A 23,643-nucleotide genomic window follows, 5' to 3' on the forward strand; every position below is an offset into this window, starting at 1 on the left:
TACATATGGCAATAATGTACCTCTAATCTTTAAATTGTTTTATAAGTAAATCATTATTAATATAAATCTCAGATAGAATTTTAACTATTCTATCTCCTGATTTTCCATCTCCATACGGATTTCTTATATATTTCATACTTTCTTTGAAATCATTGTTTTCCAATACATAAATAATAGCATTTTTAATCGATTCTTTATTATGATCTGTATCAATAATGTGCTTAGACCTCTCTCTATTTTTTTGTCTTGACCCTATATTAATTACTGGTATTTTAAAAGAAGGAGCTTCAATTATAGCGCTGCTCGAATTCCCCACAATTACGCTTGCTGTTTTTAATATAGCTAAATAATCGTTTCGCGGAATATTTTCATAAATCTTTATCTTATTGTTATTTTTATATTTTTTAATAACATCAATTATTTTTCTTCCACCGGCATCACAGTTTGGATAGATAACAATTGTTTGGTAATTTAATTCTGAAATAGCATTTAAAGTTTCACGAATTTGAGTAGATGTGTCTTTAATTTCTGAGGTAACAGGATGTTGAATAACCAATATTAGAGGCTTGGATAATTCTAGTCCGTATTTACTAGAAATTAATTCTGACTCTATTAGCTGATTGTTTAATATGTCATCTAATCCTGGAGCCCCTACAATGAAAACATATTTTGGATTTTCTCCCATTCTAATTATTCTTTCAGCACTTTTTTCAGTTGCTGCAAAATGAATATTTGATAACTTAGTTATCGCATGTCTAGCCGATTCATCTATATTTCCAGTTATTTCTCCACCATGTATATGTGCCACTGGTATAGATAAATAGGCACCGACTATTGCGCCTGCGAGCATCTCACTCCTGTCTCCCAAAAGAAGTATAAAATCCGGTTTAATTTTATTTATGGCCTCTACTAATTTCTTGATTAAATCTCCAATAAAAATTGCCATTGATTCTTTGTTGTCTTTCTCGTATATAGACTCTATGACACGCATCTTAAAATTATCTTTTTTAATTTCATTTATAGTCATTCCAAATTCTTTCATAATGTGCATACCCGTAACTATTATCTCTAATTCTAGGTTCGGATGGGAATCGATTTTTTTTAAAACTGACTGCATTAAGCCATAATCTGCTCTAGAACCAGTTATGTAAAGAATTTTTCTTTTCACGATATCAAGTCCCACGATAATAATTGATTCTTTTTTATTTCTTTTACAGTTTTTCGCCCCAGTATATCTTGGATATATTTTGATTCAATGCCTATACCAGGTCTTTTTATGTCTATTAAATCCTTAGTTATTATGGTTCCTTTTGCAAGGTCATATTTTGAAACAATACTTTTTCTAACTATTTTCTTCATTTCTTCCTCTTCATTAGTCGGAACTTTTACTCCATTCCCCAAAGCTTTTTCCACAATTCTTATACTATCAATCATATTTCTAAATTCTTCTGGATCTAATGAGATTTTATGGTCTGGGCCTTCATATTTCTTGCTTATAGTAAAATGTTTTTCTATTATGCAAGCACCTAAGGCAACTGCTGCAATCGGAACTGTAATACCAATAGTGTGGTCAGAGAATCCAACAGGTAAATTAAATTCAGATTTTAAAGTTTTTATTACTCTTAAGTTAGCGTCTTCGTATTTGGTGGGATAAGAAGATATACAATGTAAAAGTATTATATTATCTATACTTTTTTTGATAGCTTTAATTGCACTTCTTATCTCATCTAGATTAGACATACCTGTTGAAAGTAAAATCGGCTTTTTTTTCGATGAAATATGTTCAATTAATGGTATATTTGTAATTTCACCTGAAGCTATTTTAAATGCCGATATACCAGTAGAATCCAAAAAGTCGACACTTTTTAGATCAAACGGAGAAGATAAAAAAGTAATATTCTTTCGTAGGGAATATTCATAAAGTTCAATGAAATCATCTTGATTTAATTCTAGTTTTTTAATCATTTCATATTGAGTTTCTTTATCATTTTCATTTGTTTTTTGATAATTGGCTTTTCCGGTATTCTCTATAAGTAAATCATCAGCATAAAAAGTTTGAAATTTTATTGCATCTGCACCAATTCTCGAGGCTTCTGATATTAATTCTTTAGCAATATTTACATCGCCATTATGATTGACCCCTGCTTCTGCAATGATGTAGCATCTGGAATTATCCCCTACTAGGCTCCCATCAATATTAAAGTTTTTCATTAATTATGTTTGGATTAACCTATATTTAAATATGATTTCTGCCAAGTTAAAATCTTCTTCAGAATCTATATCTATACTTCTTTCAAAAGGCATAAGATATGGAATAATCTTATCTCAAAAAAACTTAAATATTGATTTAAAATTTTTGGAGTAGAAATATAGATTGCGCCATTGGGGGTATACAAAGACGGTAATTCTTGTCTTCTTTTTTCTAAGTAATCTTGATTAAAAAAGGATTTTAAATAATTATTTTCTAATTTAAAAGACCATAAGGGTGAATGATTAAGATTACAAACACTTATAACAGATTCACATTTACCTTCTAAGAATATCCGAATAGCATTATCTATGTCCTCTGTAGTTCTTAATGGAGAAGTCGGTTGAAGAAGAATAATTATTTTATCATTATTAAGATTGAGATTATTTAAAAAATCCACTAGAACTTCAATTGTTTTTGTTTCATCTCTCGCAAGTTCTTTTGGTCTTTTGATAACTAATGAACCGTAATTCTTGGATATTTGGGATATCTCTTCATCTTCCGTACTAACATAAACTTTATCAATTAATTTAGAGTTAATAGCCGCTTTAATGGTATGAGCAATTAACGGTTCGCCTGCAAATAATTTTATATTTTTACGTTTTAGGCCTTTACTGCCACCTCGTGCAGGTATTAAACAAATTATTTGTCGGCTCTTGTTCATAGGACTGCCCCATTAAAATATATATTATTTATATTATAATCTCTCCATATAAATTTATATATCTTATCTATATTTTAATTTCTAATGAATAATATGGATGATATAGAATTTATAAAAAAAATTGAAACTGAATTTGATGTTAGTTCAATTAAAGTGGACGATACACAAATTTGGCCATTCCTTAGAATTCACTATGCATTTGCTTATTTAAATAAATATATATTGGATGTTCCAGAACAAGAATGTATTTCATTATCAAATAAAAAAAATAGGCTCAACAATATATTTTATGGATTTACGAATTTATTTAGAAGATACGATTATTTAATTTTCTCTGATACAATGGAACTACGATTAATTGACAATAAATATTTTAATAAACTAGCTCATTCTATTATTAAATTTCTTGGTGAAAATAATACTTTGTTAGTAGAAAATCCCGCTTCAGGATTTCATTTTAAATTATCTCAAAGATTAAATAAAAACATTATCTCACTTGACATATTCCGTTTTTTATGTTATTTTTATCCATTTAAAAAAAGATTATTAATTCTAAATGAAAATATATTGAAGCAAATAAATAGCCAATACGGCTTGGATATAGACTACAATAGTATTTCAAATAAATTTTTTGTATACACAAATATATTCAAATTTTATTTAAAGATATACAAACCAAAATTAATTTTCATAAGTAGTTATTATGATACCATATACCAATCGTTGATTCATGCCTCTAGGACTTGTGGGATTAAGGTCATTGAATTACAACACGGTAGCATTGATTCTAAACATCCAGCATATAATCTATTTGTTGATCTAGATAAGTCTTTTTTTCCAGAATATCTTTTTGTATTAGGGGGCAACATGAATAAAATATTTACTCAAAATAATTATTTTATTGATAAAAAAAATGTGTTCCCTACTGGGAACATGTACATTGATTTTATTAATAATGAATATGAGCTTCCATTAGAAATTGATTCTAATTTTTTAGAATATAGGGGCATATACAATAAAATTATAGCCGTTTCTTCTCAGTATACTGTAGAAGCTGAATTAATAGAATTTCTCAAAGAATCTGCTCTCTTAATCCCTGAAGTTCTATTTATTTTTATACCAAGAGACATAACTAAGGATTATAGTAATTATTATTTCCCAAAGAACATAATTATTATAAAAGACCTTGACGTGTATCAAACTATCAAATATTCTGATTTTCATTCAACGGTATACTCGACTTGTGCAATAGAAGCGCCTGCTTTGGGTGTTCCAAACATTCTAATCAACATTAAGAACGAATCAAAAAAATATTATTCTGAAATACTATCTAATCCGGATGTAACAAGATTTGTAGACACGCCTGAAGAATTTGTTAAATTAATACAAACTTGGGGCCCTAAATCAAAAGAAGAAATAAAACAGTTACATGAAGGATTTTATGCCAAAAATCATAAAGAAAGCTTAAAAAAAGCATTAGATAAAATAATGAATGATACTAAGCTGTAACTCCTTATGTATTTTTAGGTGTATTAATGATTACTAAAGAAAGACCTTACCAGATATGTACAAGATGTGTTATGGACACAACTGATCCAGAGATAGTCTTTGATAAAAATGGAGTATGCAACCACTGCAAGCGTGCCGAATTACTAATGAATATGCCCCCATATTCACTTAGTCCTGATGAAAAGAAGAAATCACTAGAGAAATTAGCAGAAGAAATCAAAGAAAAAGGCAAAGGAAAGAAATATGACTGTGTAATTGGCTTGAGTGGGGGTACAGATAGTACCTATGCGGCATACATAGTTGTAAAATTGGGATTAAGACCTCTTGCAGTACACTTGGACAACGGCTGGAACTCAGAGTTGTCAGTTAAAAATATTGAGAATATAGTAAAGAATCTGGGTATAGACCTTTACACTTATGTCATAGACTGGGATGAATTTAAGGATTTACAAATGGCATTCTTAAAGGCATCCACACCCGATTCAGAGATACCAACTGACCATGCAATATGCTCTGCCCTTTACCAAGTTGCAAGAAAGCACAATGTAAAATATATACTAGCCGGTACCAATCTTGGAACTGAATCAATTTTGCCTGCTTTGTGGTCTCATGGGCACTCTGACTGGAAATATATTAAGAATATCCAAAAAAGATTCGGATCAAAAAAACTAAAAACTTTTCCGCATCAGAGCATGCTTGATCTCTTTATAGATGTGAAAATAAGAAAAATCAAATGGGTCCATCTCTTAAATTATATTGATTACGTCAAAAAAGATGCAGTAAATATTATTGAAAAAGAATTAGATTGGCGAAATTACGGCGGAAAGCACTATGAATCCATATACACTAGATTCTTTCAAGGATACATTCTACCTGTTAAATTTAATTTTGACAAAAGAAGAGCACACCTATCAAGTTTAATAATATCCAATCAAATTACAAGGGATTACGCATTACAAGAACTTACAAAAGATCCATACCCAAGTATTGAATTACTAGAAGAAGATAAGGAGTTTTTCATAAATAAATTTGGAATCGAGGAAGATCAATTCAATCAAATTATGAATGCTAAAACAAAAACGTTTTGGGATTATCCCTCTTATGAGAAATCTAGTTTCTGGGCCTACATCAAAAATTTATACTACAAAATTTACAAAAAAAAGTAGTCTATGGAGAATTAAATGATAGTAATAGTTGACTATGGGATTGGAAACATTGGGTCTATAGTAAACATGATAAAAAAAGCAGGAGAAAAAGCAGTCTGCTCATCAAATCACGAGGAAATAGAATCCGCAGATAAATTAATTCTCTCAGGCGTCGGCTCCTTTGATACAGGGGTAAAAAATATTGAGGATAGAGATCTAAGGCAAATATTAGATAAAAAAGTTCTCAAAGAAAAAATCCCAATACTAGGTATATGTCTAGGTATGCAGCTCATGACAAAATCAAGTGAAGAAGGAGAGCTAAAGGGTCTTTCGTGGATTGATGCAGTTACTCTAAAATTTAATTTTAAGAATAATGGCCTAAAAATTCCACATATGGGTTGGAATTCCCTAGATATAAAAAATCAAGACACGTTATTCAAAGAGATGTATGAAGAGCCTAGATTTTATTTTGTGCATTCGTACTATGTAAAATGTAACGATGAGAAAGATATACTCTCAACTACAAACTATGGGATTGATTTTGTCTCGTCGTTTAAGAAAGATAATATTATGGGAACTCAATTTCATCCTGAGAAAAGCCATAAATTTGGCCTTAAATTAATGAAAAACTTTGTGGAGATGTAAATATAATTCTTAAAACAAGGGTCTTGCCGTGTTTACTCCTAAAGAATGGGGGCCTTGTAAAAACAATGAAATTCAGCAATCCAAAATATGTTGGAGACCCAATAAACGCCGTTAAAATATTCAATGAAAAAGAAGTAGATGAAATATTGATACTTGATATTGAGGCAAGTAAACAAAATAAATCTCCTAACTTCGAACTGCTAAACAGAATAGGTAAAGAAGCCTTCATGCCGATGAGTTATGGTGGTGGGATAAAAAATTTAGAAGATGTTAGTAGAATACTAAGCTCTGGATTTGAAAAAGTTTGTTTAAATTCGACGGCCTTAAAAAATCAAGGTCTTATAAATGAAATATCCGATATATATGGTAGCCAAAGTGTCGTTGTTTCAATTGATGTTAAGAAAAATATTCTTGGAAAGTACAAAGTATACGATTATCTAAATAAGAAAACAACTAATTTAGATCCACTTGATTATGCCAAATCTGTTGAACATTTTGGTGCTGGAGAAATATTTCTTAATTCAGTGGATAGAGATGGCACCATGGAGGGCTATGATATAGAACTAATAAGATATATTTCAAGCGAAGTCGGGATACCTGTAATAGCGTCAGGCGGGGCCGGAAAAATAGAAGATTTTGAGAAAGCAGTAAAAATCGGTGGGGCCTCGGCTGTTGCGGCTGGAAGTCTATTTGTTTTCCAGGGAGTCCATAGAGCTGTCTTGATAACATATCCCGAGAGAAAAGATTTAGAAAAAATCTTAATATAACTCTTTTATACTAATTATTCATATTGAAATCAAGTAATTAATAATGGTTATACCAATGAAAAGACAAATCAAAATACTTTTGGGATTAATTTCTGATATATTATTTTTACCATTTATCCTAGTCGCTCTCCCCATAATTAAACTAACAAAATATTTTAATAAAAATAAAAAATCAAAGCCTTCTATCTTTATGGGCACAATGCCGATAAATAATTGGGTGGCAATAAGGGACGGCCTAAAGAAAAAAGGATTCGATGTTATTTTATTAGTCCATAGGGTACCAAAACATGAGAGAAATATAATCGACTATGACACCATTAAATTGATTGGATTTTTACCTTCATATATCCAAGAATACATCATATTCCTTTGGGCGATTAACAGATATGATTTATTTATCATGCCTTTTAAAGGGAGGATACTTGATAGACATGTTCTTCTTAATTGGCTTGAACTACCACTTCTTAAAAAAATGGATAAGCTGATTATTCTTAATAGCTATGGGGGAGATATAATGACGCCTAGGATGACACTTTCCTCAAAAGGCTACAAATACAGCATAATTGAAGGCTATGAAAAATCTCCAAATTATTCTAAAGTAGATGAGAATTATATTTCTAAAAATAGGGGTTATTGTGAAAAGTGGGCAGACCATATTATTAGCGCTCTTGATCAGGTGGAGTATCTCACCCGAGTTGATAGCTATTTTCACATGAGATGTATTGATACAGAATCTATTATGCCAATCTATAAAACTAATAACGACAAAATAAAAATATTGCATGCAACTAATCATAGAGAACTAAAAGGAACAAAATACCTGATTGAATCTATAAACAGTTTAAAAGAAGAAGGAAATGGCATAGAATTAACTATCCTTGAAGGAAGGCCGCATGGAGAGGTGATATCTGCCATAAAAAAATCAGACATTATAGCTGACCAGTTTATAATAGGGGCCTACGGCAGGTTTGCAATTGAAGCTATGGCATATGGGAAGCCTGTTCTTTGTTATTTGAGGGAAAATCTTTTTGAGAAAAATCCAATATGGGATGAATGCCCCATAGTCAATGCTAATCCGGATAATCTAAAAGAAAAAATAAAACAGCTTATGGATAATAAAAATAAGAGAATTGAATTAGGTAAAAAAAGTCGACATTATGTTGAAAAGTATCATTCAGTTGAGTACGTTGTTGGAAAATTAGAAGCAATAATCAGTGAGCTTTATGGAAGCAAACAAAAAGACAACTAAAGATTATTGGGAAGATGTGTGGGGTAATGAAAATAAATACAATAGATTAGATATCAAATCATCAAATTTTAAGACATGTATAAAAAATTACCACTATAGAAAAGTCTTCAGGAAAATAAATCCCGTATTATCTAAACTTCCAAAAGGTGCAAAAATACTGGAACTTGGTTGTGCAAATTCGCCATGGCTTCCTTTTTTAGCTAAGGAATATGGATTTCAGGTAGAAGGTATAGACTATTCAAAAAAAGGATGCAAACTATGTGAAAAAATTTTACAAGAAGAAAATATTAAAAATTTTAATATTGCGTGCTCAGACTTTTTTGATATCCCCAAAGAAATGGAAAATAGATATGACATGGCTTTCTCATTTGGAGTCGTGGAACATTTCAAAAATCCGGATGAAATAATAAATATCTTTTCATCTGTATTAAAAGAAGATGGCATCTTAATCACTGGAATTCCAAACATGGGGAGCTTTTACGGAAAACTGCAGAAATATTTTAACGAGGAAATTTACAAATTGCATAATCCCCTTAACCTAGATGATCTTTCAAAAAGCTATTCTGAATGTGGCCTTAAAATTCTTGACATGTACTACCTTTACAATTTTAATTTGAACAATATAAATCCTGGCGATACTCAAAGGAAAAAAATATATAAAATATTGAACAATAAAATATCAAAGATATTCTGTATATTCTTGGATTCTATCCTATCGATTATTGGAATCAACAATAAATATATTAGCTCATATATGATTATAATGGGCAAGAAGTAATTTCAAAACAATAATCTTTTATTGAGCAATTTATCATTAGTTTTAATGTGTGGAATCAACGGCTTTAACTTTGAGGACAAAAATCTTATCAAAAAGATGAATCATTTATTAAAGCACCGAGGCCCTGATTCGAACGGTCATTATATTGATTCAAAGGTATCTCTAGGTCAAACTAGGCTTTCGATAATAGATCTATCAACTGCTGGAAGCCAGCCGATGTCAAACGAAAATGGAGATATCTGGATTGTTTATAACGGTGAAGTTTATAATTTCAAAGAACTAAAAGAATGTCTTAATAATCACAAGTTCAAATCAGAAACAGATACTGAAGTTCTAATCCATCTTTATGAAGAGCACGGAAAAGAAATGCTATCAAAGTTAAACGGCATGTTTGCCTTTTGCATTTATGATTCTAATAAAAAACAGCTTCTTCTTGCAAGAGATAGAACGGGTGTAAAACCATTATACTACTGTTTTGATGGCAATAAATTCATTTTTAGCTCTGAAATTAAGGCCATTCTAGCCCACAATATCCCTAAAGTTATTAATTATAATTCTCTTGCTTTTTACCTAATGTACGGCTACACGTTAGACGAATCTTTGATAGGAGGGATAAAACAACTTCCGCCTGCAACATACTTGATTTTTGACCTAGAAAAGAAAACTATTACTGAGGGTAAATTCTGGCAGTTAGTTGAAAATATAGTTGAAGCAGACATTGATGAAGTCGAAGCACTTCTAAAAGATTCAGTGAAAAGAAGATTGATTGCAGATGTCCCTGTAGGCTCTTATTTATCTGGAGGAATCGACTCAAGTATTATAACTGCCCTCTCTAGGCCATATATTGATGAATATCACACATTCAATGTTAACTTTGGTGATGAAGTTTATTCTGAGTCAAAATATGCAAGGATAGTGTCAGACCACCTAGGCACAATTCACCATGAGCTCACTGTTGAAATTGATAAAGTTATCAAGGAAATTAATAATATTGCCTGGCACTACGATGATCCAATTGCCGAAGGTGGGACAATACCAAATTACTTTGTATCAAAACTTGCAAAAAAATATGTTACAGTGGCCCTTGCAGGTGAAGGTGGGGATGAAGTATTTGGGGGATACAAATGGTACCGCTACCAGCCAAAACTTGTAAAATATTCTAAGTATATTCCTAAAATACCTGAGATTGGTAGCTCTTCGAAAAGAAAAAAAATCAGGATGATAAATAAGGCAAAGAAAGGGATAGAAGAGCTACAGGCATCCACTCATTTATGGCTTTCACCTAGCGAAATAAAAAATATCTCTAATTTTGATTATTCTGACCCAAAAATAAACTACCTAGGTCACGCAAACTATGAATTAAAAAAGACAATTAATAAAATGCAGTATATAGATATTAATACTCTTTTACAGTCATACAATCAAAAATCAGATAGGATGACGATGGCATTTGCAGTTGAAGAGAGGGTACCCTTCCAGGATTATCGATTGATCGAAGCTTCTTTTTCTCTTTCTGATGAATTAAAGATCAACAAGGGAAATGAAAAATACATTATCAAAAAGATAGGTGAAAAATATCTACCCAATGAGATTGTAAATCGTGAGAAAAGAGGATATGGGGTTCCCATTTCCCACTGGATAGAAACAAAACTGATGGGAGAAATAGTTAGGAAATTTGATTCATCTAATCTCTTGGAAGATAAAATTTTTATAAAAGATTTTTATAAGAAAATCAAGTACCATCATAATACTTACTGGTCACTATACGCCTTAGAACTATGGTATGATAATTACATGTTGAATTAATCTTTTTTATTAAAAAACTCAACTGTTTTTTTAAGACCGTTATCTAAGGAGTATTTAGGAGTATAATCAATTAGGGCTCTGGCCAGAGAAATATCCGCTAATGAATCCTTTACATCCCCTTCTCTTCGTTCCCTATAAATAATTTCGACCTCTATTCCAAGCATTTTCGCTATCTTCTGGGACAAATCATTTACAGAAATTCTCTTTCCCCCAGCGATATTCAATGTTTTTCCATCCGATTTTTTGCTTTCACATGACAATAGATTTGCATTTACAACATCTTCAACAAAAGTGAAGTCCCGTGTCTGGTCTCCATCTCCATATATATCTATTGGACTACCTTTCATTATTGATGATATGAATCTCGGTATCACTGCAGCATATTCTGATTTTGGATTTTGTCTGGGGCCATATACATTGAAATATCTAAGTGAGGTAGTTCTAAGTCCATAAATTTCATAAAATACCTTACAATAGTTTTCCCCACATAGTTTTGAAATGGCGTAAGGAGAAAGTGGAGAAGGGCACATATTCTCTATTTTTGGGAGAGTGGGCGTATCTCCATAAACTGAGGAAGATGAGGCAAAGACAACTTTCTCGACATTAGAATCTCTTGCCGCAACTAGTACATTCAAGGTGCCACCTATATTTGCTTTGTTTGTGGCAATAGGATTTTTTACACTTCGGGGAACACTTGGTATAGCAGCTTGATGCAAAACATAATCCACATCAGAAAAGCATTCTTGCAATATTCTTAGATCTGTTATAGAACCCTTCACAAAATTAATTGATTTTTCTTCTACTAAATCAACAATGTTTTCAAAATTTCCAGTGGAGATATCATCAATTACAGTAACTTCGTTATCTTTGTAAATACTGTGGACTATATTTGACCCTATGAAGCCTGCCCCACCAGTAACAACAATTTTTTTATTTTTAATATCCAGCACCTACACCCTTATACTTAAATCCTAGTTTTAAGACCTTTTCTTTATCGTAAACTCTTCGGCCGTCAATGATGATAGAGGTATTCATTATTTTCTTTATTTTTTCCAAATCAAGTTCTCTAAACATCTGGTGCCCAGTCATTAGAACAAGACCATCTGCATTTTTCAATGCCTTGTAAGGATCCTTTTCAACTCTAACCCCAAAAGATTTCATGAAATCTTCTTCAACATAAGGGTCAACAACTGTTATATCTGCCTTTGATTTTAATAGCTCTTCAACAAGATGTTCTACAGGAGTTTCCCTTGCATCACCAACATTCTCTTTATATGAAAATCCTAATACTACAATCTTAGAATTCTTAACAGGTTTTTCCACATCATTTAAGCTATCTCTCAAAAGCTCAAATATATGGTGAGGCATATGATCATTTATTGCTCTACCTGCAGTAATTACCTTAGAGTGATATCCAAGCCCTCTTGCCTTTGCAACAAGGTAATATGGGTCAACCGGGAGACAGTGCCCACCTACGCCTGCACCGGGGTAGTAAACATTGAAGTTCCATTTAGTGCTTGCAGCTTTTATTACATCCATTATGTCAATACCCATCTTCTCAAAAATCAAAGATAATTCATTCATGAGGGCAATATTTAAATCTCTTTGTATATTTTCAATGACTTTTGCAGCTTCGGCCGTTTTGATATCTCGAACTTTTGTAACTCCTGCTTTTATAACATGTGCGTATAGATCTTTTGTAATCTCTCCCCACTCGTCATTTATTCCGCCGACAATTCTTTTAACATTCTCAATTGTGTGCTCCGAATCTCCAGGATTATATCTTTCAGGACAATATGCCAGTCCAAAATCAATTCCGGCTTTTAGGCCTGTTGACTCTAAAATAGGCTGCAACACTTCCTCTGTTACACCAGGATACACTGTAGATTCTAGGATAATAAGCTGACCTTTTTTTAATCCCTCTTTTACTTCCTCTCCAGCAGATTCAACATAAGATAGATCAGGTTCTTTGTCCTTAGTTATGGGGGTGGGAACAATTAATATGGAAACATCACTTTTTGAAACTGCGTCTTTTGTATTTGAAGTGGCATATAACTTTGATTCAGAAACAACTTTCTTCAATCTCTCGTCAAGCCCGAGCTCACCAAGATGAGAAATACCTTTGTTAACTTTTTCAATTATCTCTTTTTTCTTGTCAACACCAATAACATTAAACCCTTTCTCTGCAAAAAAAATAGCAGTTGGAAGGCCAACATAGCCGAGACCGATGATACAGAGTGTAGCATTTTTATTTTTGATCTTGTCCTTTAGCATCAAGCCACCTTTGAAAATATTTTTTCCCATATTTTACTAGCATTCTCAACAGAATGAACACTTCTCACTTTTAATGATTCTTCGCTCATTTTCTTATAAACTTTCTTATCTGAGAGTATTTTTATTATTTTATCTGTATAGGCACCAACATCATCAAATTTATCTATTAAAAAGCCGTTTTCTTCATCTTGGATTATATCCCCTACATCCCCTACATCACTTGATATAACTGGAACTCCACATGCCATAGATTCAATAATAACAGAAGGCATTCCTTCAGATTCGGAGGTGAGTAATAAAATTTTAGATTTATTGATTAAATGATTTATATCTTTCCTAAATCCCAAAAATACAACATTACTATCTAAGGAAAGACTTTTTACTAATGACCTACATTTTTCTAAATCTTCTCCATCTCCAATCATTGCAACTTTAAGGTCTGGCATCTCTTTGACAATTTCAGAAATTACTTTGAAGAAAATATCAAGCCTTTTAACATATGTTAATCTTCCGATGAAAGAAATATCATACTCTTTATAAACTGTGTTATCTTGAATATAATCCTCCATATTGATAACATTTGGAAGAATGAATATCTTATCTTTTTTGATACCATTTTCGATCAAAATATTTCTACTCTTAGCACCAGTTACCATAATAAAATCAGAACTTTTTAGGACTCTAAGATAGAATCCTCCAAGGAAGCGAGAATTTAGATGATACCGTAAATCACCTATGATTGAAATACAGAACTTTGCACCAATCACTCTTGAGACATAATATCCGATTATTCCATGTGGGACCAGATAGTAGCTAATTACGAGCTTAGTCTTGTATTTTTTCCCTAAAGTTATTCCTTTAAAGATTCTAAAAATATCCCTTATAATTTTGGTATTGGGGATATTTGCATAGATTGTCTTATTTATCTTTGGACCTTCTCCTCCACGTAATACTATTATCTTTTCAATTGCGGAAATATTATAGATTGGCTCTAACTTCATTGAAAGCTTTAGGTCGCTCATCTTTCCAAAGACTAAAATATTCAAACAATCACTTGGATTTATTTAAGAAAAACTCCTTTTATCTTTAACTAAGTTAGATTCTTAGGAATCTCTTTTTCAATGAATATCTTATACCAAAGCACAAGCATCACAATGTTCCACAAATAATTATAATACCACCTTAATTTTGGATTTGGTTTTGCGGATAGTATTCTAGAAATTATCTTTTTGTTAATCCCAACTTCTTCCAGTATTTTATCATCAAGGATCCCTTCTGCATAGTCTTTTAGATCCTTCCTAAACTGATAATATGGATTTACTGCAAATCCCCATTTTGGTTTTGAAAAGACCTCTTTTGGCAGGGTATCTTTCATGGCAAGCCTGAATGCATACTTTGTAATGCCATTTTGCAACTTGTACTCTCTTGGCATAGAAAATGCTAACTCAACAAGCCCCTTATCAAGAAGTGGTGCCCTAGATTCTAGAGAGTTTGCCATCCCCATTCTATCCTCAATATGGAGAAGGTGGTAAGGCAATTTAGTTTCAAACTCAGCGTAAAGCTTCTGATTTATTATGTTAAGATTATTTGAAAAGTAAGGCAAAAATAGTTTTTCTACATCTTGGACATTATCATATATTTTTTCATTATAGAAATATTCTTTTGTTTCGTTAGTTATGTTCATAGCACCTCTTAGAAGGAGATAATATCTTGTTACGTCCTTAAGCTGTGATACAGCATTTACTCTTCTGAAAAACTCATGATAGTTTAGACCCAGTCTAAACGGCATGCCATTTATCAAATTAAAAAGGCCTTTAGAAGAAACGAACTTAGGGATATATTTACCGTATCTAAGATTCTTTTCCATATAGAGATCTCTATCATACCCTGCAAAGAGCTCATCACCTCCCATTCCCGAAAGGATAACTTTGACATGTTTTCTAGCCGCTTTGGATACAAGGTAGCTCTGTAACATCCCTATAGAAGGTTGCTCAGAATGATATACGGCTTCTGGCATAATCTTCAATAGATCATTTTCAACTAATATCTCGTGGTGATCCGTTTCAAAGTAATCGCTGACAAGTCTTGCAGAATCAAGCTCGTCTGTAGGCTCTCCAAATCCAACAGTGTAAGTATTTACCTTTTGAAACTGTGATGCTATGCCAACAACAGAGCTTGAGTCAATGCCCCCAGAGAGGAATATCCCTACAGGGACATCTGACAATGTCAACCTTCTTCTGACTGCGTCAGTAAAGAGCTCCTGAATCTGTTTAACGTAATACTCAATTGGTTTTTCTTCTTCTTTTACTTCTAGTTTCCAGTATCTCTTGGTAGTGATTTTTCCATTTTCATAAATTAGAGTGTGCCCAGGTAAAAGCTTCTTTATATTTTTAAAAAGTGTCCTCTCATAAGGGATAAACTGGAGATTTAGAAGATAGTTAAGTGAAACACCGTCAAGCTCAACTTTTATTTCCTTATAATTTAGTAAAGATTTAATCTCAGATGCAAATAATAAAATCCCATTATTGAAAAAATAGTGTAAAGGCTTTTTTCCTGCAGGGTCGATTGAAAGTATGGCCTTCTTTTTAACTGAATCCCAGATGGCAAATGAAAACATACCCAATAGTTTTTTAGGAAAATCTTTCCCATACTCTTCATAGAGATGGACTAAAACTTCTGTATCGCAATTTGAATAAAACCTGTGGCCCTTCTTTTCTAGCTCTTCTTTTAGTTCTAGGAAGTTATAAATCGCCCCATTAAAAACAACAAAGACTGTTTCATCTTCATTATGCATTGGCTGGTGACCGCCGGATACATCAATAATGGATAGCCTTCTATTTCCAATTGAAGCATCTTTATCGGTGAAAATTCCATGATCATCTGGGCCACGATGGTAAAGGGAATCAAGCATATTCTTTATTAGCTCTTTATCTTCAAATCCAAAAAATCCAGCGATGCCACACATTAAACTCACTTAGAAATCAGGTATTTTTGGCATGTTTCTCTTGTGTTCGCTTTTCAGTATCATTTCTTCAATCTTTACTTTGACACTTTCACTTACAGTTTTTCCTTCAATATAGTTATCAATTTCCTGATAAGTTATGCCGAGCTCCCCTTCGTCAGTCTGTCCTTTCCAGAGGCCTGCTGAAGGTGGCTTTTGAATTATTCTCTCAGATACTTTCAAAGATTTTGCAAGGGAATAAACACTTCTTTTTGTCAGATTCCCTAGTGGCAATAGATCACAACCACCATCACCATATTTTGTGAAGTAACCAAGTGTTAGCTCACTCTTATTTCCAGTTCCAACGACAAAGTAGTTCAGCTTATTTGCATAATAGTAAAGAGTAGTCATCCTGAGCCTTGGTTTGATGTTAGCAAGAGAAATATCTCTATCGTCCCTCATGTGCCCGAATGATTCGAGCAGCGTATTATAAACTTTGTCCAAATCAATAGTTTCGTATTTTAATCCAATTTCTTTTGCAACATACTTTGCATCGTCAATGTCAGCTTTATTGCTGTGGCAAGGAATTATGAGGCCTAGAGAGTTTTCAGGAAATGTTTCTTTGCAGAGGTAAGCGGTAACAGTTGAGTCAATCCCGCCACTTAACCCAAATACTATTCCTTTTCCACCTCCGGCATTGACACTATCCCGAAGCCAAGAAGAAAGTTTCTTTGAAAGATCACTAGTCAAACTTAACCTCCATGTCTTCTTTGATTATATTTAGAACAATTGATGTTGAAACACTTTCAACGAAATCGATTGATTGGATCCATCTTGTAAACTTTTCAAGATGAGAGCTATTCTTAAACCGTCCTATAATAATTGCATCATAGCCACCAGTCACGTCATATACTGCGACTACGTTACTCTCTGTCTTAACTTGGTCCTCTACCTCTTTTAACTTTCCTTTAGAAATGATAAGATGGATAACAGCTGTAAAATCATAACCACATTTTTCTGAGTCTAAAACAGGTATGTACTTTTTTATAATTCCTGCATCTTCCATGGCCTTAACTCTCAAAGATATTGTCGTTATAGAGTGGCTTAGCCTTCTCGCTATCTCAGAAAAACTTGTTCTAGCGTCCTGATTTAAAATCTTAAGTATATTTATATCAAGACTGTCCATACGTATTGGATAATCTTAAATTGTTAATAAATCTTTTGATTTTTATGAAGAAAATATTCATTTTAAAAGCATCAAAGGCCAAAACATCAAAGGATTTTTCACTAAATGACCTGCCTGGCGATGGAGGGCGAATGGATATCGTTGCCAGATGCGTTAACTCGGCATTCTTTCTATCTCATGATCTTAGGAAAGATACGGAGCTCATAGTTACTCTTGAAGGTGAGCCTAATCCACCTATCACTTTAAGATTTGTTGGAAGTAAACTAAAATACTTAAGTCCAGATGAGAGGTGCACCGGGGGCCTGATTAAAAAAGCTTTAGAAAAAGTAACGGATAAAGAAACTGAATCAACGCCTGGAATATTTGTATCAAAGAAAAGCTTTTCAGAAGTAATTACTGAAATTGGTTCAGAAATAATCTACCTCCACGAAGAGGGAGAGGATGTCCAAAATATGCCTTTTGATTTAGATACAATATGTTTTGTGTTGGGAGACCATACAGGGCTATCTCAAGATGACGAATCATTATTGAAAACTGCAAAACGAGTTTCAATATCGCCTATGGTACTCCATGCCGACCACTGTATAATAATAGTACATAACGTTTTTGATAGGAAAAACTTATAAATAGGAAAAATCAATTATCAATGATGTCAGACGATAACATAGAGAATATCCTAAAGTCATCACTTTGGATGGTGCTACTTACTATTCTAATGATATGGGCGCCAATTGTAGGGCCAATCGTTTCAGGCATCGTCGGTGGCAAGAGATCCAGAGGTGTAAAAAACGCTATCGCTGCATTTTCCCTATGTGCATTGATCGTCTTTATCATATTTCTTGTGATATCTTTTATTGTAGGCGATTTCTTAGAGCCTGCAATTGTTAGGAGAGTTCCTTTTGCAATACCGACAGGGACTAAACTCTACATGTTAATAACTGCATTATTCTATATCTACCCAATATTCATTGGGGCAATTGTTGGTAGCGCCCTTACAGAAGAGGGAATTAAGTTCCCCAAATTTGAAAGGGAACGGCCAAAACCAAGGGAAAGAGAATATTATGAAAAGAGGTACTACCCTGAAGAAAGGTATGTCCCAGAAACTTACCTTCCAATGGAAAGGCCAAGAGCACAATACGACCCTTATTATGACAACTACCCCGTTCCAGCTCCAAGGCCACAGATACCCTCGCTTCGTGTTAGAAGAGAAGGCTACTCCTGTGAAAGGTGTGGTAGGCCATTAATTAGGACAGAAGTGTCTGATAAGGGGAAAAAAGAAATAGTATACAAGTGCGACGCATGTCAAATTATGTATGATCTTGTTTAAATCAATCTTTATTATAATACATTGAATTAATAAAATTAGAATGCTGTTTGCTCCACTCTTTATTTGGTTTCTTCTTCACCCATTCTGCTTGAAGTTTCTCTCTTTTTCTTCTTCAAGCTCCTTTAAATCTGTTCTCTGTTCTCATCAATTTTCCTTTCTGATTCTTTCATCAGTTCACCAAACAAAGTGCCTAGCATATACTTATTTGATACCTAATATTTAATTTTATTGTTTGCGCAAAATAGAAATATATAAATACTTTAAATCTAAGTATAATTCATGAACGAGGTAGATATCCAATCTAAATTCCAGAGTCTTTCCCCAGAATTAAAAAAAGAAGTTTTAGATTATATTGACTTTCTTATATCAAGAAATAAAAACAAAAAACAAAAAACAAAAAAACTTACTTTTGAGTGGCAGGGCAAATTGTCAGATCTTAAAGAGGAATTTACTTCTGTCGAGCTTCAGCACAAGGCTTTAGAGTGGCGCTAATGTATCTCCTTGACACAAATATACTGCTAGAGATTTTATTGAATCAAAGAAAAGCAGAAAATGTAAAGAATTTATAGATCATAATATAGAAGAAGTGATCATAAGTGATTTTTCTTTACACTCAATAGGGGTTATTTTACTTAGATACGAAAAGGAAGAAGCTTTCAATGTTTTTATTAGGGATATAGCGCCTACATTTAAAATTTTATCGTTGCCTTTGAGTGTATATGCCAATATTTATGAATTGAAAAGAGACTATGACTTAGATTTTGACGATGCTTATAATTTTAAAATTTCAGAATTCTTTAATCTAATTCTAGTTACACTGGACAAGGATTTTGACATAATAAAAGATGCAGATATTTTATTCTTATAACTCTTATTTTAAATCATTATAAGTTTGAATTTATATTAAAAATATAAAAAATAAATTATTTCTTCTTGAGTTTCTTTGTGTAGATTAAAGCCCCGGCTGCGAAAATTATCAAAATAAGAATTGCTATGTAAATTGGATTAAACGATGAGCTCTTCTCAGGCTTAGACATTGACTCTACATCTAAGAAATATACATATGCATCAGTGGAACCCGCCACAACGTTTTTACCGTCAGGAGTTATTGAAACTGACCAGACATTTCCTTCGGTTTTAAATTCTCTTAAGTGCTCTCCTGATTTTGAATAAATATGAACTTTTTTGTCCCATGAACCTATTGCGATATATGATCCATCAGGCGTTATTGAGACGGAAGATACAGTGTGACCTATAACTTTGCTCCAAAGTAGTTTTCCAGTTCCATCAAATAAATAGATCTTGAAGTCCTTGGAAGTTTCTCCTTCTTTAAATTCAAAATTTCCTGTTCCACACACTAAATATGAAGAATCAGGGGTAACTGCGACAGAAATTACTGGGGCTTTGACATCATGCTTCCATAAGAGTAATCCTGATCTAAGGAGATAAACATGATTATCTGATGAAGCAACTGCAAGTGTCTCGCCATCTGGGGTAAGAGATAAGTCATTAACCTTGCCTTCTGTTCGATAGTCCCATGATGGCCTTCCATCCTTGTAAACCATCGCATACACATTTGATGAACTTCCTCCAATATACTCGCCATCTGGAGTTATTGTCATGAATCCTCCTTTTACAGATTTATAACTGGTCAAAAATTCTCCAGAGGAATTGTATACATATACTCTTTCACCAGTGACAACAGAAACTTGAGAAATATCTTCTGATAGTGATATGGAAGTTACTCTATGTGCCGGAGTATAAGTCCATAAAACATTTCCTGATTTGTCAAATATATAAAATGACCCGTCAAGAGAGCTTGCTGCAGTAAATGAACCATTTGAAGTTGTTGTGACAAAAGGTACCCAGCTATTTATCTTTGATTTCCATATTACTGGGTCAGAAGTTTCTTCAGCAAATATAACGCCAGAAGAAGCAAGTATTCCAAAAATTAACAATAAGGTTATTAATTTCTTCATAGAATAAGGAAAAAAAATTGATATTTAAATTTAGCGCTCGATCTTTCCAGAAATAAAGTCTTCGACCTTAATCTTTGCCTCAGAGTCTGAGTATTGAATCAATGGATGCTTCATTGTGTAGCTTGAAATTGATGTCAATGGCCCGCCTATCTTCCTATCAAGCCCAAGCTTTGCACATCTAATTGCATCAATTGCAACACCTGCAGAGTTTGGTGAATCTTCTACTGAAAGTCTAAGCTCTAAGTTCAATGGGATATCCCCAAAACCTCTTCCTTCAATCCTTAAGAAACAGAGTTTATTATCATTTAACCAGGGAACATAGTCAGATGGCCCAATGTGGATGTTGTCTGGATGTAAGGGTATGTCAAGCTGAGATTGTACCGCTTCGGTCTTAGATATCTTCTTGGATTTTAATCTTTCCTTTTCAAGCATGTTTAAGAAGTCAGTGTTTCCTCCAGTATTTAACTGGTAAGTTCTATCAACAATTACTCCTCTGTCTTGGAATAGTTTAGTAAGAACTCTGTGGACAATTGTTGCACCAAGTTGAGATTTGATATCGTCCCCAACAATTGGTATGCCTCTCTCTTCGAATCTTTTTGCCCATTCATCATTTGAAGCAATGAAAACTGGCATACAGTTAACAAATGCAACGCCTGCTTCAAGTGCAGCTTCGGCGTAGAACTTTGTTGCATTTTCCGAGCCAACTGGCATGTAATTTATAAGAACATCTACTTTGTGTTTCTTTAGTTCAGAAACAACGTCACAAGGCTTCTCATCTGAAACTATAAATCTTTTCTCTTCAGAATAGTTGTCCATGTGGGCAGCAAATCCATCTAGGACAGGGCCCATCATTACCTTTGCCCCTAAATTTGGGACGTCCTTGTAGATAGTTTTCGTGCAGTTTGGGCTTTGGAATATAGCTTCGCTTATATCCTTTCCAACTTTTCTTTTATCTATATCAAATGCAACGACAAATTTAAGGTCATGTGGTCTGTAGCCCCCCAAATTCTCATGCATCAAACCAATTACCTGTTTTGTGCCATTGTTTCTATAATATTCAATTCCTTGAACAAGTGATGAAGCACAATTACCAAGTCCAGCAATTGCAACCCTAATTTCTCCCATATAGGTACCTCCTAAAAGATGACATGATATTTTTAGAGTATTATAAAGATTTAAATAGTTTATGGTCATAAAATATTAAAGGTGCATAAATGCCACTTAATAGACTCAAAAAAAAGCTAACAACTGAAGTTCTGTGGATATACATCCTAAGTCTTTTGTCAAACAAGCCAATGTATGCCTATGAAGTTAAAAATGAGATAGAAAAAAACTTTTCATTTGCACCGGCTAGGATAACAAGCTATATTGTTCTGTACAACCTTGAAAAGGGGGGCTATGTTACCTCAGAATGGGAGGATTCAGAGCACGGAAGGCCAAATAGGAAATACTATATAATAACAGATTCTGGGAAAGAACTCTTAAAAGAGGGAAAAAGTTTCATAAAACTAGTCTTTTCAAAGATCGGATAGCAAACGTTTTATTTGAGTCTAACAATCCTTTTCCATGAAGGACACGAGAGCACATACAGGAGAGCATATATTTTTTAGATCACTTTCTAAAGTTATTCCAGAAGTTTCTCTGGACAAGATTTCTATAAAAGAAGAAAAAAACGCACTTTATATAAAATGCCCTGGCGAGTTTAGCTGGGAAAAACTTCTTGAAGCGGAAAAACTAACAAACAATGTCATTTTAGAAGATAAGAAAGTAATTGTCCACAATTCGAAGAAGGAAGAAGTTATTGAAAAATTCCCAGATATAAGAATAAAGCTTGATAGGATTCAAACTCAAGAAGTCAGGATAATCGAAGTTGAAAATTATGATTTTGCTGCGTGCTCGGGGGAACATGTAAATTCAACAAAAGAAATTGACTTTTTTCTATTAACTAAGGTAAATAAAACTGGAGATGAGTCTTACAGGTTAGAGTTTGAAGTTGCTGAAAAAGCCAAAGAAGAGGCATTGAAGCTATCAAAAATTGCTCTGGCGTCCATGGAAATTCTCCAATCCGCACCTGAAAATGTTGAGAGAACTATAACTAATTTATTGAAAGATAATGAAAAATATAGGCAGAATCTAGCTGAATTTTCTCAGAAGAGTTTTGAGTCGATTTCGCCTAAAGATATCTCAGGTGTAAAACTATACTTTGAAGTATTGAAAGGAATTGATAGAAAGATTCTGATTAAAAAGGCTGGAGAGATAATAACTCAATCAAAGACTTTTTTAGTGCTATTTTTAATTGACGATGGAACATTTGTCGTTTGTGGTAGGTCAGAGGATATAGAATACGATATGAGGCCCCTCTTAAATTCTATTTTGGCTAGATTTGGAGGCAAAGGAGGGGGAAGGGAAAACTTCTCACAAGGTGGGGGTAGTTTGGTAGAGAATTATGAAACATTAATAAAAGAGATTGAAAATGAAGTTGAAAATATTATTGGCTCTCTAACCTAATGTAAGAAACCATGTTAGAAACTAAAGCCCATGTATATACAATTCCCCTAATCAAGATAAAGATAAGGTCAAGGAATATACTCCTTTCACCTAAAACTCCAAGATCATTTAAGTGTAGCAGTATGTAATTTAATGAAAATATGGTGGCCGTTATAACAGCAAGAAGGCCCAAAGTATAGTCGGGATGTTTAAAGACAAGTAAAATTCCATTTTTAATGTTAGTAAATAATGAATCTGCTCTAGAGGTCGACTCCGGCACGACATAAAAAAGGAGATAAACTAAGAGTATTCCAGGCAAAACATACGCCATTGTACCAAGTACTATTAAAATGACAGTTAGTATACTCGAAATTACTATTTTTGGGAAAGTTTTCAAAAATCCTAAATGACTAATATCTTTACCTCGGTACATCGATTCAACTAGAAAGAATAGAATTGCAACGCCAAAGACATAGATCATACCCAATAGGAATGAAGTAAAGGGTGCCAGCAAATCCCCTTTGAAGAGGAATAAAAAAATTTCAGAAAATTGAGGGGGTAGGAAAGAAGGGATATCATAAATAAAAGTTGATTTCTCGCCAAGGGTTAGGTACTTGGTACTTAGCATTTGATCAATG

The 23,643-nt window shown here is 33.2% G+C and carries 24 protein-coding genes and 1 pseudogene; 13 read left to right on the forward strand and 12 right to left on the reverse strand.

Annotated elements, in window-relative coordinates:
• Positions 1 to 22: 22 nt before the first annotated feature.
• The 3 genes and pseudogenes from neuC to HPY60_04415 form a co-directional block, all read right to left on the reverse strand.
• Positions 23 to 1,168, reverse strand: coding sequence for a UDP-N-acetylglucosamine 2-epimerase (hydrolyzing) (gene neuC / locus HPY60_04405; GenBank protein ID NPV50424.1), 1,146 nt, complete (start codon positions 1,166 to 1,168; stop codon positions 23 to 25).
• Entirely contained in the window at positions 1,165 to 2,211 is a 1,047-nt protein-coding gene (gene neuB / locus HPY60_04410; protein ID NPV50425.1) for an N-acetylneuraminate synthase, read from the reverse strand. Before neuB ends, neuC begins: the two co-directional genes overlap by 4 nt.
• Before the next feature lie 3 nt (positions 2,212 to 2,214).
• Positions 2,215 to 2,912 (reverse strand): annotated as a pseudogene (locus tag HPY60_04415) (acylneuraminate cytidylyltransferase family protein).
• Between the two features lie 84 nt (positions 2,913 to 2,996).
• On the opposite strand from HPY60_04415, the gene HPY60_04420 reads away from it, so the two are divergent.
• The 7 genes from HPY60_04420 to asnB (HPY60_04450) are packed head-to-tail and all read left to right on the forward strand — an operon-like array spanning position 2,997 to position 10,811.
• A complete protein-coding gene (locus tag HPY60_04420; GenBank protein NPV50426.1) occupies positions 2,997 to 4,421 on the forward strand; it encodes a hypothetical protein in 1,425 nt (474 codons plus the stop codon).
• A gap of 26 nt (positions 4,422 to 4,447) precedes the next feature.
• Positions 4,448 to 5,587 carry an N-acetyl sugar amidotransferase gene (locus HPY60_04425; protein ID NPV50427.1) on the forward strand — a complete coding sequence of 380 codons (1,140 nt, stop codon included), beginning with the start codon at positions 4,448 to 4,450 and terminating at the stop codon, positions 5,585 to 5,587.
• A 15-nt stretch (positions 5,588 to 5,602) separates the two neighbouring features.
• A complete protein-coding gene (gene hisH, locus HPY60_04430; GenBank protein ID NPV50428.1) occupies positions 5,603 to 6,211 on the forward strand; it encodes an imidazole glycerol phosphate synthase subunit HisH in 609 nt (202 codons plus the stop codon).
• A 5-nt stretch (positions 6,212 to 6,216) separates the two neighbouring features.
• Complete coding sequence (gene hisF, locus HPY60_04435) at positions 6,217 to 6,978, forward strand: imidazole glycerol phosphate synthase subunit HisF (GenBank protein ID NPV50429.1); 762 nt, start codon at positions 6,217 to 6,219, stop codon at positions 6,976 to 6,978.
• Between the two features lie 55 nt (positions 6,979 to 7,033).
• Positions 7,034 to 8,227, forward strand: coding sequence for a glycosyltransferase (locus HPY60_04440; protein NPV50430.1), 1,194 nt, complete (start codon positions 7,034 to 7,036; stop codon positions 8,225 to 8,227).
• Complete coding sequence (locus HPY60_04445; GenBank protein NPV50431.1) at positions 8,202 to 9,005, forward strand: class I SAM-dependent methyltransferase; 804 nt, start codon at positions 8,202 to 8,204, stop codon at positions 9,003 to 9,005. Before HPY60_04440 ends, HPY60_04445 begins: the two co-directional genes overlap by 26 nt.
• Before the next feature lie 45 nt (positions 9,006 to 9,050).
• Entirely contained in the window at positions 9,051 to 10,811 is a 1,761-nt protein-coding gene (gene asnB / locus HPY60_04450) for an asparagine synthase (glutamine-hydrolyzing) (GenBank protein NPV50432.1), read from the forward strand.
• Here asnB (HPY60_04450) and HPY60_04455 read toward each other — a convergent pair.
• From HPY60_04455 to HPY60_04480, 6 genes are read right to left on the reverse strand one after another with little or no spacing between them, the layout of a single operon-like run.
• Positions 10,808 to 11,752, reverse strand: coding sequence for an SDR family oxidoreductase (locus HPY60_04455; protein NPV50433.1), 945 nt, complete (start codon positions 11,750 to 11,752; stop codon positions 10,808 to 10,810). The genes asnB (HPY60_04450) and HPY60_04455 overlap by 4 nt on opposite strands.
• Positions 11,748 to 13,085, reverse strand: coding sequence for a nucleotide sugar dehydrogenase (locus HPY60_04460; GenBank protein NPV50434.1), 1,338 nt, complete (start codon positions 13,083 to 13,085; stop codon positions 11,748 to 11,750). The genes HPY60_04455 and HPY60_04460 overlap by 5 nt, the downstream gene beginning before the upstream one ends.
• Positions 13,085 to 14,131 carry a glycosyltransferase gene (locus tag HPY60_04465; protein NPV50435.1) on the reverse strand — a complete coding sequence of 349 codons (1,047 nt, stop codon included), beginning with the start codon at positions 14,129 to 14,131 and terminating at the stop codon, positions 13,085 to 13,087. The genes HPY60_04460 and HPY60_04465 overlap by 1 nt, the downstream gene beginning before the upstream one ends.
• A 44-nt stretch (positions 14,132 to 14,175) precedes the next feature.
• Positions 14,176 to 16,050: an asparagine synthase (glutamine-hydrolyzing) gene (gene asnB / locus HPY60_04470; GenBank protein ID NPV50436.1), complete on the reverse strand. Its 1,875-nt coding sequence runs from the start codon at positions 16,048 to 16,050 to the stop codon at positions 14,176 to 14,178.
• 9 nt (positions 16,051 to 16,059) lie between these two features.
• A complete protein-coding gene (gene nadE / locus HPY60_04475) occupies positions 16,060 to 16,776 on the reverse strand; it encodes an NAD(+) synthase (protein NPV50437.1) in 717 nt (238 codons plus the stop codon).
• On the reverse strand, positions 16,769 to 17,212 hold the full coding sequence (locus HPY60_04480) for an Lrp/AsnC family transcriptional regulator (GenBank protein ID NPV50438.1): 444 nt from the start codon (positions 17,210 to 17,212) through the stop codon (positions 16,769 to 16,771). The genes nadE and HPY60_04480 overlap by 8 nt, the downstream gene beginning before the upstream one ends.
• A 44-nt stretch (positions 17,213 to 17,256) precedes the next feature.
• Between HPY60_04480 and trmY the strand changes: the two genes are divergently transcribed.
• From trmY to HPY60_04500, 4 genes are all read left to right on the forward strand, one after another.
• Complete coding sequence (gene trmY, locus HPY60_04485) at positions 17,257 to 17,838, forward strand: tRNA (pseudouridine(54)-N(1))-methyltransferase TrmY (GenBank protein ID NPV50439.1); 582 nt, start codon at positions 17,257 to 17,259, stop codon at positions 17,836 to 17,838.
• Between the two features lie 23 nt (positions 17,839 to 17,861).
• The gene (locus HPY60_04490; GenBank protein ID NPV50440.1) at positions 17,862 to 18,539 is read left to right on the forward strand and encodes a hypothetical protein; all 678 of its coding nucleotides are present in this window, start codon (positions 17,862 to 17,864) and stop codon (positions 18,537 to 18,539) included.
• 279 nt (positions 18,540 to 18,818) lie between these two features.
• Positions 18,819 to 19,031: a DUF2281 domain-containing protein gene (locus HPY60_04495; protein NPV50441.1), complete on the forward strand. Its 213-nt coding sequence runs from the start codon at positions 18,819 to 18,821 to the stop codon at positions 19,029 to 19,031.
• A 37-nt stretch (positions 19,032 to 19,068) separates the two neighbouring features.
• Entirely contained in the window at positions 19,069 to 19,407 is a 339-nt protein-coding gene (locus tag HPY60_04500; GenBank protein ID NPV50442.1) for a PIN domain-containing protein, read from the forward strand.
• A 55-nt stretch (positions 19,408 to 19,462) separates the two neighbouring features.
• Here HPY60_04500 and HPY60_04505 read toward each other — a convergent pair whose 3' ends face one another.
• Complete coding sequence (locus HPY60_04505; GenBank protein NPV50443.1) at positions 19,463 to 20,518, reverse strand: PQQ-binding-like beta-propeller repeat protein; 1,056 nt, start codon at positions 20,516 to 20,518, stop codon at positions 19,463 to 19,465.
• Positions 20,519 to 20,548: 30 nt separating this feature from the next.
• Entirely contained in the window at positions 20,549 to 21,643 is a 1,095-nt protein-coding gene (locus HPY60_04510; GenBank protein NPV50444.1) for an inositol-3-phosphate synthase, read from the reverse strand.
• An 89-nt stretch (positions 21,644 to 21,732) separates the two neighbouring features.
• Here HPY60_04510 and HPY60_04515 point away from each other — a divergent pair, with 89 nt between their 5' ends.
• Both HPY60_04515 and HPY60_04520 read left to right on the forward strand, forming a co-directional pair.
• Positions 21,733 to 22,050 carry a PadR family transcriptional regulator gene (locus HPY60_04515; GenBank protein ID NPV50445.1) on the forward strand — a complete coding sequence of 106 codons (318 nt, stop codon included), beginning with the start codon at positions 21,733 to 21,735 and terminating at the stop codon, positions 22,048 to 22,050.
• A 34-nt stretch (positions 22,051 to 22,084) separates the two neighbouring features.
• A complete protein-coding gene (locus HPY60_04520; GenBank protein ID NPV50446.1) occupies positions 22,085 to 23,026 on the forward strand; it encodes a hypothetical protein in 942 nt (313 codons plus the stop codon).
• Here the strand turns inward: HPY60_04520 and HPY60_04525 are convergent.
• Complete coding sequence (locus HPY60_04525; protein NPV50447.1) at positions 23,007 to 23,633, reverse strand: hypothetical protein; 627 nt, start codon at positions 23,631 to 23,633, stop codon at positions 23,007 to 23,009. The two genes, HPY60_04520 and HPY60_04525, sit on opposite strands and share 20 nt — an antisense overlap.
• Positions 23,634 to 23,643 lie beyond the last annotated feature (10 nt).

It is taken from the genome of Methanofastidiosum sp. (genome assembly GCA_013178285.1).
Taxonomy (GTDB): Archaea; Methanobacteriota_B; Thermococci; order Methanofastidiosales; family Methanofastidiosaceae; genus Methanofastidiosum.

Excerpts from the sequence above, each read along its gene's own strand:
- neuB (NPV50425.1), bottom strand. The coding sequence starts at position 2,211 with ATGAAAAACTTTAATATTGATGGGAGCCTAGTAGGGGATAATTCCAGA.
- HPY60_04420 (NPV50426.1), top strand. The coding sequence starts at position 2,997 with ATGAATAATATGGATGATATAGAATTTATAAAAAAAATTGAAACTGAA.
- HPY60_04425 (NPV50427.1), top strand. The coding sequence starts at position 4,448 with ATGATTACTAAAGAAAGACCTTACCAGATATGTACAAGATGTGTTATG.
- hisH (NPV50428.1), top strand. The coding sequence starts at position 5,603 with ATGATAGTAATAGTTGACTATGGGATTGGAAACATTGGGTCTATAGTA.
- HPY60_04440 (NPV50430.1), top strand. The coding sequence starts at position 7,034 with ATGAAAAGACAAATCAAAATACTTTTGGGATTAATTTCTGATATATTA.
- HPY60_04445 (NPV50431.1), top strand. The coding sequence starts at position 8,202 with ATGGAAGCAAACAAAAAGACAACTAAAGATTATTGGGAAGATGTGTGG.
- asnB (NPV50432.1), top strand. The coding sequence starts at position 9,051 with ATGTGTGGAATCAACGGCTTTAACTTTGAGGACAAAAATCTTATCAAA.
- HPY60_04460 (NPV50434.1), bottom strand. The coding sequence starts at position 13,085 with ATGCTAAAGGACAAGATCAAAAATAAAAATGCTACACTCTGTATCATC.
- asnB (NPV50436.1), bottom strand. The coding sequence starts at position 16,050 with ATGTGTGGCATCGCTGGATTTTTTGGATTTGAAGATAAAGAGCTAATA.
- HPY60_04480 (NPV50438.1), bottom strand. The coding sequence starts at position 17,212 with ATGGACAGTCTTGATATAAATATACTTAAGATTTTAAATCAGGACGCT.
- trmY (NPV50439.1), top strand. The coding sequence starts at position 17,257 with ATGAAGAAAATATTCATTTTAAAAGCATCAAAGGCCAAAACATCAAAG.
- HPY60_04490 (NPV50440.1), top strand. The coding sequence starts at position 17,862 with ATGTCAGACGATAACATAGAGAATATCCTAAAGTCATCACTTTGGATG.
- HPY60_04495 (NPV50441.1), top strand. The coding sequence starts at position 18,819 with ATGAACGAGGTAGATATCCAATCTAAATTCCAGAGTCTTTCCCCAGAA.
- HPY60_04505 (NPV50443.1), bottom strand. The coding sequence starts at position 20,518 with ATGAAGAAATTAATAACCTTATTGTTAATTTTTGGAATACTTGCTTCT.
- HPY60_04510 (NPV50444.1), bottom strand. The coding sequence starts at position 21,643 with ATGGGAGAAATTAGGGTTGCAATTGCTGGACTTGGTAATTGTGCTTCA.
- HPY60_04515 (NPV50445.1), top strand. The coding sequence starts at position 21,733 with ATGCCACTTAATAGACTCAAAAAAAAGCTAACAACTGAAGTTCTGTGG.
- HPY60_04520 (NPV50446.1), top strand. The coding sequence starts at position 22,085 with ATGAAGGACACGAGAGCACATACAGGAGAGCATATATTTTTTAGATCA.
- HPY60_04525 (NPV50447.1), bottom strand. The coding sequence starts at position 23,633 with ATGCTAAGTACCAAGTACCTAACCCTTGGCGAGAAATCAACTTTTATT.